This window comes from Bacteroides sp. AF39-16AC (assembly GCF_003602735.1).
Classification (GTDB): domain Bacteria; phylum Bacteroidota; class Bacteroidia; order Bacteroidales; family Bacteroidaceae; genus Bacteroides; species Bacteroides uniformis.
In genome coordinates, this window is record NZ_QTLN01000008.1 from 64,275 (window position 1) to 77,580 (window position 13,306).

The following is a 13,306-nucleotide window of genomic DNA, read 5'->3' on the forward strand; positions in this document are numbered from 1 at the left end:
ATGCAAACGTTTCCGTAAGCTTGCTGCTACTTTTCTCTTGCGTTAATCGGTTTGCCCTTTCTTTTCCGGCTATATTTGTGAAGTGATAACTTTGAATACTTCATATTATGAAAATTATCAATCAACGTAAGATTTCTGTTTTATGGCATTTAATATGCTTCAGTTTAGTGCTGGCATTCACGGCATGTAGTGACGATAAAGAGGAGTTACAGGAGTATTTGACCCCTGCTTCTGGTAGTGAATCAATCTTTGAGCAAGGTTTTAGCTTTGGTGAAGCTGCTTCTTCGCAAAGCGTCAGTTTTGAGGCCGGGCAGCAGTGGACAGCCGAGCTGAGTGGTGAAGATACCGGTTGGTGCAACATCAGTCCGGCAAAAGGTACGTCCGGGAAAGCTACGATTATGGTTTCTGTCGGCAAGAATGAGACAGGGAAAGCGCGGACGGCACAATTGAATATTGTATCCGGTTCGAAGAAGAAAGAAATATCTGTCACTCAGGCTGCCAATGCGATTGTAGCTCCGGATGGTTTGAGTTTTACACCGGCAGCACCGGATGCCGACCAGTCCCTTGTAATTACTTTTAAAGCGGATGCAAAGTCTGCTCTCTATGGGCATAAAGGAGATGTGTATGTGCATATTGGTGTGGTCAGTGAAGGAACTTGGCTGTTCGTTCCGGCAGAGTGGACGGAAAACAAGGATAAATGTAAGATGACTTCAACCGAAGCCAACGTATGGAGCATTACGCTGAGCCCGAATATCCGGGAATGGTTTGGAAGCGGGAAGACACCGGTGAACCGGCTCGGAATAGTGATTCGCAGTGCAGACGGCAATAAGAAAGGGATAGAATCGGATTCCTTTGTTGAGGTGACCGACACAAAATATGAAGGTTTTGTTCCTGGTGAAATTAAAACTGCAGCAGTGCCGGCCGGTATGGTCGAGGGTATCAATGTAGTGGATAATTCTACGGTGACACTGGTACTTTATGACAAAGATGCGAATGGGAATCATAAGGACTTTGCCCATGTAGTGGGCGACTTCAATAACTGGACATTGGGCAATGACGAAAAATCGCAGATGTATCGTGATGATGCTTCCGGATGTTGGTGGATTACGTTGGCGGGGCTGGATGCTGGCAAAGAGTATGCTTTCCAATATTATGTAGGTACGAAGGCGGGTGAAGTGGTTCGCCTGGCTGATGCCTATACGGAAAAGATTCTTGATCCTGATAATGATAAATATATTCCGGCTTCTACCTATAACGAAAGTATGGCTTATCCTGAGGGAGGAGTAGGAATCGTTTCGACCTTCAAGATACAGAAAGACAGTTATAACTGGAAGGTCAATGACTTTAAAATAGCAAATCCTGAGCAATTGGTGATATACGAATTGCATCTACGTGACTTTACCGCCTCCAGCGACATCAATGGTGCAATGGGCAAGCTTTCTTATCTGAAGGCTATGGGAGTCAATGCCATCGAACTGATGCCGGTGCAGGAGTTTGACGGAAACGACAGTTGGGGGTATAATCCTTGCTTCTTTTTTGCGATGGATAAGGCTTATGGCACAAAGGCCATGTATAAGCAGTTTATTGACGCTTGCCATGAGGCGGGTATGGCAGTTATTCTGGATGTGGTCTATAATCACGCTACAGGAAACAATCCGCTGGCTAAACTTTATTGGGATGGTGATAAGACTGCAAAGAATAATCCATATTTCAATGTGGAAGCACCTCATCCTTATAGTGTGTTCCATGACTTCAATCATGAAAGCCCGTTAGTGCGTAAGTTTGTGAAGCGCAATCTGCAATTCTTGTTGAAGGAATATAAGGTGGATGGGTTCCGCTTTGACCTGACGAAAGGATTCACACAGACTTCTTGTACTGAAAGCACGGCATCCAATTACGATGCAAGTCGCATTGCCATCCTAAAGGATTATAATGCTGCCATCAAGGAAGTGAAAGAGGGCTCTTATGTTATCCTGGAGCATTTCTGTGATTCAAAGGAAGAAAATGAACTGGCTGCAGATGGCATGCACTTATGGCGCAACCTGAATAATGCCTATTGTCAGTCGGCTATGGGATATGCTGAAAATAGTTCTTTTAGCAGCCTTTATGAGAAAACACCTGCATGGGTAGGTTTTATGGAAAGTCATGATGAAGAACGCGCAGCTTACAAACAGTCGCAATGGGGTGAAGGTATACTGAAAACCGACCTTGATGCTCGCATGAATCAGTTGGCGCTGAACACTACATTCTTCCTTACTGTTCCAGGTCCTAAGATGGTTTGGCAATTTGGAGAGATGGGATATGACATTTCCATTGGGGAGAATGGACGTACGGGCAGGAAACCGTTGCATTGGGAGTATCTGGAGAATACTGACCGCAAGGAGCTGCACGATGTTTATGCGGATTTAATGAAATTGCGTAACGCCCATCCGGAATTGTTCGATTCAAGTGCCATCTTGACATGGAAGGTCGGAGTTTCTGATTGGGACAACGGTCGTTCATTGTTGGTCGAAAGTGTAACGGGCAAGCAGCTGGTTGTTATGGGCAACTTTACGCATAATGCGGTTGATGTAGCTTTCCCGGCAACAGCTGGTAACTGGACCAATTATTTTACCGGAAAGAGTGAAACAATAAATACACAGGTCAATGTACCGGCTCATGGATATGTAGTCTACACTAATTTCTAATTTCGGTAAAAATCATTCATACATCTTTATCAGCACCCGATTCAGCCAGTTCCAACGGAAACGGAACCAGCGTCGGGTGCTGCTTTGTTTTCCCCCGAAGCGGAGAACGAACTCACGGTAGCCATGCCTGCGGAAGGGAAGTCCCACGTCCATGAACTCTAAGTGGCGGTATCCGCGTTGTTTGGCATCATCCAGTGCTTTCCATACGGCAAGAATCCCCGGATATTGCAGGGCATAAGTCTTGCGCATGCCACCAGAGAACCATAGATAGGCGCTGTCATCTGAATAAATGCATGCGCTGCCACCGATAATCTTCTCCTTATAAATGACGATGAAGATTTTGCTTTGCTGCCCTTTTGTCAACTGGTTTTCGAGATGCTGAAAGAACTTGATGCTGGGGAAGTGGCGCCGTATCTTGGAAGAATATACGTGGCGCAACATCTGGGCAAAACAGAGAATCTCCTCTTTGGTACGTGCTTCCCGTACTTGGGCGCCGTTTTTGAGCCCTTTCTTTATTTGCCGGATACGTGACGGGCTGAAACGCTCTTCCACCTTTTCGACGCTGTGCAGCGAGTTGCGTACCCGCAGCCAATTGATGGCGATGTATTGGTTGTCTCGGAAAGATTTGTATCCGAACATGGCATTTTCCAGGTTGCGGAACTCGATGAGAAAAGAATCGCGCAATGCTTCATTGGTAAGCCTTTGCAGCATGTCACTGAAGATAATCTCTTTGTCTGCCTCGTTATTGAAATATTCTCCCGTACCGTACACCTCACATCTTTTGATGATGCCGGGTGGAAACATGCGGACACTTTTACGTATGGCGGCAAGCAGTTTCGCAACGGGCTTGTCATCTTCGGATGCCACAATGAGTATGGGGGTATACCCCGGAGTTGCCTCGTAGATTCGGAACAACTCTGTGGAATGGAAGGTGTTGGTGCCTGGCAGGTCAGGAACCTTGCTCCCACGGTAATATGTAGTGAGTTTCAAAGGCATGGTCTGCAAATTTAAAAAATAATCTCGTATCTTTGCAAAAATTATTGTTAATGTGTCGATGTGCACATTAGCATATTAGCACATAAAATCATTATGGAAAGTTTCAGTGAATTGATAAAAGCACGCCGCAGCATGCGGAAGTTTACAGAAGAAGAATTGACACAAGAACAAGTCGTTACTTTGATGAAAGCAGCCCTGATGGCACCCACGTCGAAACGCAGCAATGCATGGCAGTTCATAGTGGTGGACGAGAAGGATAAATTGAAGGAATTGTCCTATTGCAAGGAGCAGGCATCGCAGTTTATTGCCGATGCGGCACTGGCAGTAGTGGTTGTTGCCGACCCGCTGGCAAGCGACGTGTGGATAGAAGATGCCTCCATTGCTTCCATCTACCTGCAACTTCAGGCCGAAGATATGGGGCTGGGAAGCTGCTGGGTGCAGGTGCGCGAACGTTTTACGGCTTCCGGTATGCCTTCCGGCGAGTATGTGCACGAGGTGTTGGATATTCCTTTACAGCTGCAGGTGCTTAGTGTTATTGCTATCGGCCATAAGGGGATGGAGCGCAAGCCTTTCAACGAAGACAATCTGCAGTGGGAAAAGATACATATCAATAAGTACGGAGGAAAGTAACAGTGAGTGCAGCAAAAGCAAACAATAACCGTGATACATATAAGGCCACTGCCATCACACTGATTGTATTCGGCATTCTTTACTTGGTGGACAAATTGGTGCATTTTTCTGCAATCGGCTTGCCGTGGGTGATGAATAAGGATAATTTTCTATTGTATACCGCAGTGATTTTTCTGCTGTTCAAGCATGACAAGTCAGTGGGATTGGTATTGATAGGTTTGTGGCTGATATTGAACTTCGGGTTGATAACTGCCTTACTCGGTACGATGTCCGCTTATCTGCTGCCGTTGGCGTTGCTGGTATTAGGGACTATTCTGTATTGGTTGGCAACAAGATAAGCGTATGGCAGGAAGAAGTATAGAAGATACGTCCATTGCCTTTATCGGTGCCGGAAATCTGGCTACTAATCTGGCAAAGGCTCTTTATCGGAAAGGGTTTCGTATTGTGCAGGTCTACAGCCGTACAAAAGAATCGGCGCAGGAATTGGCACAGACGGTGGAAGCTGCATATACCACGGAGCTGCAGGCGGTTACGAAGGAGGCACAGCTTTATATCGTTTCGCTGAAGGACGCGGCTTTTGTAGAATTATTACCCCAGATTGTTTCTGGAAAGGAGAATGCTTTATGGGTGCATACAGCCGGCAGTATTCCTATGAATATTTGGCAGGGGCATGTAGTGCGTTATGGAGTGCTTTATCCGATGCAGACTTTCAGTAAGCAGCGTGAAGTGGATTTTGGACAGATACCGTGTTTTGTGGAAAGCAACTCGGAAGAGGATGTGCAGCTTCTGAAGGACATTGCTTCTGCCCTATCGGAAAAAGTGTATGAAGCAAGTTCTGAGCAGCGCAAAAGTTTGCATCTGGCGGCTGTGTTTACGTGCAATTTTACCAATCACATGTATGTGTTGGCTGCTGAACTGCTGAAAAAGTACGGGTTGCCGTTCGAGGCAATGCTCCCCTTGATAGACGAGACGGCCCGCAAGGTGCATGAGCTGGAACCGCTTGCCGCACAGACAGGACCGGCTGTGCGCTATGATGAGAATGTCATTGACGAGCATCTGCGGATGCTTGCCGATGAGCCGCAAATGCTGGAACTATATCGGGAGATTAGCGAGAATATACATCGGTTGGCAATAAGATAACCGGATGCCGATGCTTGCCTCTTTTGAACTAATGTTTTGCTGCATATAGGTATATTATAATGAACAAGAAAAAAGTGCAATGAGTACCATAAACTATGATTTGAAAAAGATAAAAGCCCTTGTTTTTGATGTGGACGGTGTGCTGAGTGCCAATGTTATCCCTATGAGTTCGGAGGGTGAACCTCTGCGTACGGTCAACATAAAGGATGGTTATTCCCTGCATCTGGCCGCTAAGCAAGGTGTGTTGCTGGGTATAATTACGGGTGGACGTACAGAAGCAGTCCGCAAGCGTTTTACTTCTTTAGGTTTTGAGGATGGAAATATCTATATGGGTTCTTCTGTTAAAATCCATGATTACCATGACTTCCGTGACCGTCATGGCTTGAAGGACGAGGAAATATTGTATGTAGGTGATGATATTCCCGACTTGGAGGTGATGCGTGAGTGTGGTTTGCCGTGTTGTCCTAAGGATGCTGTGCCTGAGGTAAAGGCTGTGGCTCGCTATATTTCGTATGCAGAAGGCGGTTATGGCTGTGGTCGCGACATTGTGGAACAGGTATTGAAAGTGCAAGGGCTTTGGATGGCAGATGAAAAAGCTTTTGGTTGGTAGGATGGCAGGCAAATTAATAATTAAAAATTAATAATTAAAGTGAGGCGGCTCGCTTTTGTAATATAGTAGGCTGATGTTGGATAATCTGAAGAAATATAAGGTGATTCTTGCCTCTAACTCTCCGCGAAGGAAAGAATTGCTGGCTGGTTTGGGAGTGGAATATGAAGTAAGAACTTTGCCCGATGTGGACGAGTCTTATCCCGAAACGTTGCGGGGAGCGGATATTCCTCTCTACATATCCAGGGAAAAGGCAGATGCCTACCGTGATATGATGCATCCGGACGAATTGATGATTACAGCAGATACCATTGTCTGGCTGGATGGACAAGTTCTCGGAAAACCCAAGAATAGGGAAGAAGCTATGCAGATGTTGCGCGACATGTCCGGACGTACCCATGAAGTGTTTACCGGTGTATGCATCACTACCACTGAGTGGCAACGCAGTTTTGCGGCGGCAACAGAAGTGCGTTTTGCCAAACTGAACGAAGAGGAAATTGCCTATTATGTGGACAAATACCACCCCATGGATAAAGCCGGAGCTTATGGTGTACAAGAGTGGATTGGATTCATCGGGGTGGAAAACATATCCGGGAGTTACTATAATATAATGGGGCTCCCCGTACAGAGGCTGTACAGGGAGTTGTTGGAGGTCTAAACCAGATCCATCATTAGAGGGATATCTTTTTCACTGATTCCTTGTCTGACAAGTGTTTCTTTGTCTTTACCGAACATTTCTCTAAAAATCTCCTGCCCGCCATATTCCAAAGCTGCTTTACTGTAAAGTTCTGCAGCTTTTTCTATTTTGCCCGTTCTCCAAGCAACATGTCCGGCATTGAGATAGTCTGCTGCGAGTGGTTTGGAGGCGAGTATCTTTTCGTAATACTTCATTGCTTGCTCATACTTGCCGTTGACAAACGAACACCAGCCTATAGCACGCCATGCTTTGATACAATTGCTTTCGATGAAATCAAGCTTGAAGAAATATTGCAGAGCCTCTTCATATCTTTCCAGTTCGGCAAGGCAGCTTCCGGCGTAGAAAAGGATATTATGGTTTTCCGGCTGGATTGCCTCCACTTTCTTGTAGTATTCCAGTGCAGAGGCAAAGTCCCTTATCTGCCTGTAGCACGTAGCGAGATGGCGGATTGTCCAGACATGGTCGGGCTTTAGTACATCGGCTTTCAGGTAGGCGTCTATCGCTTCCTTATACCTCTTTTCCTTTTGCAGGCAATAGCCAGCCTTTTGGAAAATGTCTGCATTTGCATGGTTCAAGGCTATCAATTCCTTATAAAGCTCCAATGCTTCTGCCGGGTGTTCTTTGCGGAAGTGGAAATCGGCGATGGTAATCAGCAGCTCGGGTTTGCACAGAATCTCTTTGAGTGCCGGGATACGGTGCAGGGCAATCTCTTCCTTGAAGATGTCACGGAACTCGTGTCTGCGCTGGCTTAACTTGAAGAAACGGTATAAGTCGTGGACATACTGGTTGCTGATGACATCCGGTCGTTCGGCATACTGCCGTAAAGCGGAAGATTTGCTTTCGTCCATGAGTGCATCCAAATCCTGGGAAGTCATCTGGCTGAGCATCATCGTACGCTGTGACTGTGGTATATGTGCCATTGTAAAGCAAAGGGAATACTTGTCACTATTGCAGAAGAAACCGGATTGGAGGATAAGGGAGAGGATGGCATTGTCTCCGGTAGGCTTGAATCCGAATTCCTTGATGATGCTGGAGTGATGCATGTCGAACGGATAGAACCAGTTGTACGGTTCCTTAAAGAACGGATAAGTCTTGAGTTGTGCAAACGTACTCATATAGACGTCAGCGCCTTCCAGCTGTAATTCGTTCATCTCCCGTATCTTGTCTCCCAGTCCGGAACTTTCAAAAGCTTTCTCCCAATCCGGATTAAGATCGTTTTCCTCAGGGTTCTCTTCAAAACCGAACTTCATGTTACGCATGATGTTCACATTCCTCATCATCTCCGGAATGATTTCTTCACGCATCTTTTTGTCTATTTTTTCCGTTTCCTGGCTACGGAGTAGCTCGATGTAAATACGGTTCAGTTGCTTGCCGAAACTGCTGTCTTCGTTGAGCAGGGAAAGGCGGGCTGTCAATTCGGGATAAAGCGACAGACGGGTGGGATGAAAAAGAAGTGCGAAAGCGATACCTACCAACGCCCGTTGGTTTACTTGCGTATTTGCATGCGTTACGGCGTCCAGCAACCATGAGAATTTGCGGGTATCGAAGCATTCCATCAGACTGAGCATGACGGCACTGGTGAACAGGCACAAATCATTGACGGGAAGCATTTCTGATTCCAGTAATCCTTTGGCTTGCTGTTCGTCTTCTGCAGACCAGTCACTGTTACTCCATGTGGAAAGGAAAAGAACCTGGGCGGTTTGTTCGTGCCGTTGCAGTACGGCGTCCATGCCTTGGTTATCCGGCATCAGCTGACAAACGGCCAGGTCATCAGGGAAAGATTCCAATACCTTCTGCAGTGCGGCAATATTGTATTCTTTGGGGAGGCGTTCCCGGTTATTGCGCAGGGAATGGTAATAGTGCGTGGAAACTCCGTCAAGGAGAGACAGACGTGCCTGGTCAGCGACTTCCCAAGTTTCGGTCAGAATCTGGCGATATAGTTTCTGTCGTTCAGGATCGTCGATTCCCTGGCGCATGTATTGCAGCATGTACTGATAGGATGTCTGAGCTTGTTCCAAGCGGTTGCGGAGTGTCCAGTCACCGCTGTTCCAAAGAAAGGCTTCCAGTTGGGATTGTGCTTCCTTCAGCCGTTGCTGCTTGAGTAGAGTAACGATATGCTGATATTGTTCTTGTATGGCTTGTTCGTTCATAAATCAGTCTCTTTTTGGGTATGTATCTTATAAAACTACAAAAAGGATGCCAAAAAGTTCATAAATTTCCATTTCCCCAGCTCAGAAACGAACTTGCAACTGTGCTTGAAGCAGGTTTGAGTTTTCTCCTTTATGGCGGTTACAGTATGTATACTGGGCTTGCAGACGGCATTTGGGATAGAACCAATACTGTACACCTGCTACATAATTGGTCTGTTTATCGGAAATAGTTTTATTTTTGTTGAAATAGTCATAAGAGGCTATTACGTCAAATTTGGGAAGCACATGGGCAGATACGGTTGCATAGTAACCGTCACTTTTAACGTGTCCGTCTTTTCCGGCCAAGTATTCTGTACGTACATCTACGGATTTTGTTTTGATGGTGGCACCTGCCGACCAGCGGTTTCGGGTGTAATTCTCTCCTATGGCTATGTCTGGATTAATGGAAGAAACGGCTACGGCGCATCCTTTCCCTTTAACAAAGGAACCGCCGACGGACAACCATTTCAATGGATGTACCATAAGGCTGCCTACAATATCTTTCTGATTGTTTTTATCTTTTAGGTTGATGCCTTGTCCGTTCATGATGGCAAGGTTATAAGTCATCAAAGAGTCGAACAAGTCTCCATAAATTAACAATCCCATATCACGACCGCTTGCAGAGCCATACAACGGATCACTGCCATTGATACCGGCCAGGTAATTGACGGCTTGAGAATAACAGTTTATTAATTCGACAAAGCAGGGAGACATCGGGTTCTCAATGGTATACATGGTTTTGAACTGTCCGATACGTGCTGTGAGTTGAGGGAGAAAGCGGTATTCCGTGTAGGCTTCCAGAATTTTTCCGGTATTGGCAAAGCTGTACATGAAGTAAGCCGACCATTTATCGGTGATTTTACCGCGCGCCATAAAGATAACTCTCTTTATATCGAAAGTATTGCTGGTACCTTCGCCCGCATCATCGTATGTATATCCCACTTGGGCATAGCCGGAGAGTGAAATGCGGTCTTTTAAAGTGTTGACTACATCATTCAGACAAGCATCTTGTGCTTTCAGGATGCATGTGGCTGATAAAAGGATGCAGGATAGTAGAATTCGTCTCATTATAGGGATGGATAGTAGTAAAAAAGGCAACCCTTTTTTCAAAGAGCTGCCTTTGGGTGTTATTTTGCTTGTTTTTATTCGTTGATAGCAGCGATACCCGGAAGGATTTTTCCTTCGATTGCTTCAAGCAATGCACCGCCACCGGTAGATACGTAAGACACGCCGCTTGCCAAGCCGAACTTGTTGACACAAGCTACAGAGTCACCGCCACCTACGAGTGAGAAAGCACCGTTCTTGGTAGCTTCTACGATAGCTTCGCCTACAGCGCGTGAACCGTGAGTGAAGTTCTCGAATTCGAATACACCCGTCGGACCGTTCCAAAGGATAGTCTTGGAGTTCTTGATGACATCTGCAAAGATCTTTTCAGTCTCAGGACCGATATCAAGACCTTCCCAGCCATCAGGAATTTCGTCAACCGGGCAGAACTTGGTGTTGGCATCGTTGGAGAAAGAATCGGCAATCTTGGCATCAACAGCCAAAACAAGGTTTACGCCTTTTTCTTTTGCTTTCTTCACCAGGTCAAGAGCCAAATCCAGTTTGTCATCTTCGCAGATAGAAATACCGATTTTGCCGCCCATGGCTTTGGTGAAAGTATAAGTCATACCGCCGGCAATAATCAGGTTGTCTACCTTGTTCAGCAGGTTTTCAATGATTTCAATCTTGGAAGAAACTTTGGAACCACCCATGATGGCAGTAAACGGACGTTGGATATCGTTCAAAACTTTATCAACAGCCTTTACTTCTTTTTCCATCAGGTAACCGAACATTTTGTTGTCCTTGTCGAAATATTTAGCGATCAATGCAGTAGAAGCGTGTGCACGGTGAGCGGTACCGAAAGCGTCGTTTACATAGCAATCTGCATAAGAAGCCAATTTCTTGGTGAATTCTTTCTGGCTTTCCTTAACAGCAGCTTTGGCAGCCTTCTTTTCTTCGTCTGTAGCATCTTCAGCCAAACCGCGGGGTTTGCCTTCCTCTTCAGCGTAGAAACGGAGGTTCTCGAGCAACAACACTTCACCCGGTTGCAGAGCAGCAGCCTTTACGGCAGCTTCTTCGCCCATACAGTCGTTAGCAAATTGCACCTCAACACCCAACAACTCTTCGAGATGCTTCAGAATGTGCTTCAAGGAGAACTTGTCAGCCGGGCCTTTCGGACGACCGAGGTGAGAACCGATAATTACACTACCGCCATCGGCCAAAATCTTCTTCAATGTAGGAAGAGCGGCACGCATACGGGTATCATCTGTAATGTTGAAGTTTTCGTCCAAGGGTACGTTGAAGTCCACACGAACGAATGCCTTTTTTCCGGCAAAGTTAAATTGATCAATTGTCATAATACTCTATTTTATTTAAAAGTGTTACTAATTTCTTTTTAGTGAGCGCAAAGTTAGCATTTATTTCTTTTTTTTGCTATGAAACCGTTGTTTATTCTTTGTCTTTGCCGCTCTCTTTGCTAACTTTATATTTCTGGCAGTAATATTTGCACATTAATTGCAAACCGCAGGTATCACATTGTGGAGTACGTGCCTGGCATACATAGCGACCGTGCAGGATAAGCCAGTGGTGAGCTATGGGGATGTCTGTTTCCGGTATATGTTTTACCAATTCTTTTTCGACACTGAACGGAGTTGTACATTTATCTGATACGAGACCCAGGCGATGGCTGACGCGGAACACGTGTGTGTCTACTGCCATAGCCGCTTTATTGAAAACAACGGATTGGATGACATTGGCTGTTTTGCGGCCTACGCCGGGCAGTTTTACCAGTTCTTCAAGGGTATCGGGTACCTCACTGTTGAATTCTTTCACCAACATCTGTGCCATGCCTACAAGATGTTTAGCTTTGTTGTTGGGATAGGAGACGCTGCGGATATACTCGTATACCACGTCGGGAGTAGTAGCGGCGAGTGCTTCGGGAGTAGGGAAGTCCCGGTAAAGGGCGGGGGTAATCATATTGACGCGTTTGTCCGTACATTGTGCAGAGAGAATAACTGCTATCAACAGCTCGAACGGATTGTCATAATGCAACTCTGTTTCGGCTACGGGAACGTTCTCCCTAAACCAAGCAAGGATTTTTTCATAACGCTCTTTCTTTCTCATCTTAATTTGTTTTTATGATAGTGAGGAGATACTTTCAGATTGAAATAGAAGATGGAGATAACCGTGAGGCAGGCTCCGAAAAAATATGCCATATCGAATGAGGTAATCTGTGCGATATAACCTCCTGCTGTCAGACCTATACCAATGCCTACATCCCATGAAGTCAGGTAGGTAGAGGTGGCTGTTCCGCGCTGGTTGTTGGGGGCCAGGTTTACGAACAGCGTATTGAAGGCGGGGAACATCGTCCCGAAGCCTACTCCCAATAGGAGGGCAACCATAAAAAACAATATGTTTGTCAGTTCCGGGACGGTCTTCATCAGTAGTCCGCAAGCGGACAATATGAAGAAACAGCTACATACCAGATATAGTCCTAAAGTTATGACTTGGGTGATACGTCCTTTATCCACTTGTTTGCCGGAGAACATACGGGACACTGCCATGCCGACGGCCATAAAAGTAAAAAACAATCCGGAATTCAAGGTAATTCCTATTTCTTTGGCATACATGGCTACATAAGTGCTTGTCATGCCATATGGTATGGAGAGCAATAGCAGTGCGATTCCTGCCGGGATACCTTTCAGCAGCACAAAGCGGTCCAATGAGATAGGTTCTCGTTTGACTGGTTGTTTGGGTGGGGTCTTGACGAGGCATGCGGCAACAAAACCGATAGTTCCTGATATGAGCGAGCAGGCAAAAATCGTTTCAAAGGAATATATGTCATGCATGAAAAGACCAATCATCGGGCCGAAGCTCATGGCTGTATTGTTCATCAGTCCATAATATCCTACGGCTTCACCGCGACGGGACGAAGGGGTAATGTCAATCACAATTGTATTTCCCGCTACGGTCACCATTCCAAATGCAAGGCCGTGGACAACCCGCAACATGATGAATAAAGATAGGACTCCCGCTAACATGTAACCTGCGAAAATGGTGATAAAGATGAAATATGCCACCAGATAAAGAGGCTTGCGGGCCAGTGTGTCGAGCAGGTATCCCGAAAATGGGCGTATGCAGAGCGAGGCAATGGTGTAGCATGACAAGATGACACCTACTGCTGCATTTCCGGTATGGAATACCTCAGTTAGGTAGAATGGAAGAACCGGTAGTATCAGATAAAAGGCAAAATACAAAAGGAAATTGGCAGCCAGGATAAGGCAATAGCCGGAGGTTACAAGTTTGTCTTTTGCCATAG

General features: G+C 45.9%; 12 protein-coding genes. 6 read left to right on the top strand and 6 right to left on the bottom strand.

Annotated features, from left to right (window positions below; genetic code table 11):
- Positions 1-107 precede the first annotated feature (107 nt).
- Positions 108-2,687: an alpha-amylase family glycosyl hydrolase gene (locus DW039_RS08880; RefSeq protein ID WP_117703700.1), complete on the top strand. Its 2,580-nt coding sequence runs from the start codon at positions 108-110 to the stop codon at positions 2,685-2,687.
- Positions 2,688-2,699: 12 nt separating this feature from the next.
- Here DW039_RS08880 and DW039_RS08885 read toward each other — a convergent pair whose 3' ends face one another.
- Positions 2,700-3,683, bottom strand: coding sequence for a GNAT family N-acetyltransferase (locus tag DW039_RS08885; protein ID WP_087332737.1), 984 nt, complete (start codon positions 3,681-3,683; stop codon positions 2,700-2,702).
- A gap of 93 nt (positions 3,684-3,776) precedes the next feature.
- On the opposite strand from DW039_RS08885, the gene DW039_RS08890 reads away from it, so the two are divergent.
- The 5 genes from DW039_RS08890 (at position 3,777) to DW039_RS08910 (ending at position 6,718) form a co-directional block, all read left to right on the top strand.
- Positions 3,777-4,313 (top strand): nitroreductase family protein, encoded by a 537-nt coding sequence (locus DW039_RS08890; protein ID WP_005826354.1) that lies wholly within the window; start codon positions 3,777-3,779, stop codon positions 4,311-4,313.
- A gap of 2 nt (positions 4,314-4,315) precedes the next feature.
- Positions 4,316-4,651, top strand: coding sequence for a hypothetical protein (locus DW039_RS08895; protein ID WP_087332736.1), 336 nt, complete (start codon positions 4,316-4,318; stop codon positions 4,649-4,651).
- 4 nt (positions 4,652-4,655) lie between these two features.
- The gene (locus DW039_RS08900; RefSeq protein ID WP_087332735.1) at positions 4,656-5,453 is read left to right on the top strand and encodes a Rossmann-like and DUF2520 domain-containing protein; all 798 of its coding nucleotides are present in this window, start codon (positions 4,656-4,658) and stop codon (positions 5,451-5,453) included.
- Between the two features lie 79 nt (positions 5,454-5,532).
- On the top strand, positions 5,533-6,063 hold the full coding sequence (locus DW039_RS08905; protein WP_005826358.1) for an HAD family hydrolase: 531 nt from the start codon (positions 5,533-5,535) through the stop codon (positions 6,061-6,063).
- A 73-nt stretch (positions 6,064-6,136) separates the two neighbouring features.
- A complete protein-coding gene (locus tag DW039_RS08910; protein WP_008663872.1) occupies positions 6,137-6,718 on the top strand; it encodes a Maf-like protein in 582 nt (193 codons plus the stop codon).
- On the opposite strand, the gene DW039_RS08915 is transcribed toward DW039_RS08910, so the two are convergent.
- From DW039_RS08915 to DW039_RS08935, 5 genes are all read right to left on the bottom strand, one after another.
- Positions 6,715-8,907 (bottom strand): tetratricopeptide repeat protein, encoded by a 2,193-nt coding sequence (locus tag DW039_RS08915; RefSeq protein WP_117703701.1) that lies wholly within the window; start codon positions 8,905-8,907, stop codon positions 6,715-6,717. The genes DW039_RS08910 and DW039_RS08915 overlap by 4 nt on opposite strands.
- A gap of 81 nt (positions 8,908-8,988) precedes the next feature.
- Positions 8,989-10,014 (bottom strand): porin, encoded by a 1,026-nt coding sequence (locus DW039_RS08920; RefSeq protein ID WP_005826362.1) that lies wholly within the window; start codon positions 10,012-10,014, stop codon positions 8,989-8,991.
- 74 nt (positions 10,015-10,088) lie between these two features.
- The gene (gene pgk / locus DW039_RS08925) at positions 10,089-11,348 is read right to left on the bottom strand and encodes a phosphoglycerate kinase (protein ID WP_085929901.1); all 1,260 of its coding nucleotides are present in this window, start codon (positions 11,346-11,348) and stop codon (positions 10,089-10,091) included.
- Positions 11,349-11,436: 88 nt separating this feature from the next.
- A complete protein-coding gene (gene nth / locus DW039_RS08930) occupies positions 11,437-12,111 on the bottom strand; it encodes an endonuclease III (RefSeq protein ID WP_005826369.1) in 675 nt (224 codons plus the stop codon).
- Complete coding sequence (locus DW039_RS08935; RefSeq protein ID WP_005826370.1) at positions 12,108-13,304, bottom strand: MFS transporter; 1,197 nt, start codon at positions 13,302-13,304, stop codon at positions 12,108-12,110. Before DW039_RS08935 ends, nth begins: the two co-directional genes overlap by 4 nt.
- Between the last annotated feature and the right edge of the window lie 2 nt (positions 13,305-13,306).

Bases quoted from the DNA above. Each gene is read 5' to 3' on its own strand.
- DW039_RS08935 (WP_005826370.1), bottom strand. From the start codon at position 13,304: ATGGCAAAAGACAAACTTGTAACCTCCGGCTATTGCCTTATCCTGGCT.
- DW039_RS08885 (WP_087332737.1), bottom strand. From the start codon at position 3,683: ATGCCTTTGAAACTCACTACATATTACCGTGGGAGCAAGGTTCCTGAC.
- DW039_RS08905 (WP_005826358.1), top strand. From the start codon at position 5,533: ATGAGTACCATAAACTATGATTTGAAAAAGATAAAAGCCCTTGTTTTT.
- DW039_RS08900 (WP_087332735.1), top strand. From the start codon at position 4,656: ATGGCAGGAAGAAGTATAGAAGATACGTCCATTGCCTTTATCGGTGCC.
- DW039_RS08880 (WP_117703700.1), top strand. From the start codon at position 108: ATGAAAATTATCAATCAACGTAAGATTTCTGTTTTATGGCATTTAATA.
- DW039_RS08910 (WP_008663872.1), top strand. From the start codon at position 6,137: ATGTTGGATAATCTGAAGAAATATAAGGTGATTCTTGCCTCTAACTCT.
- DW039_RS08915 (WP_117703701.1), bottom strand. From the start codon at position 8,907: ATGAACGAACAAGCCATACAAGAACAATATCAGCATATCGTTACTCTA.
- nth (WP_005826369.1), bottom strand. From the start codon at position 12,111: ATGAGAAAGAAAGAGCGTTATGAAAAAATCCTTGCTTGGTTTAGGGAG.
- DW039_RS08920 (WP_005826362.1), bottom strand. From the start codon at position 10,014: ATGAGACGAATTCTACTATCCTGCATCCTTTTATCAGCCACATGCATC.
- DW039_RS08890 (WP_005826354.1), top strand. From the start codon at position 3,777: ATGGAAAGTTTCAGTGAATTGATAAAAGCACGCCGCAGCATGCGGAAG.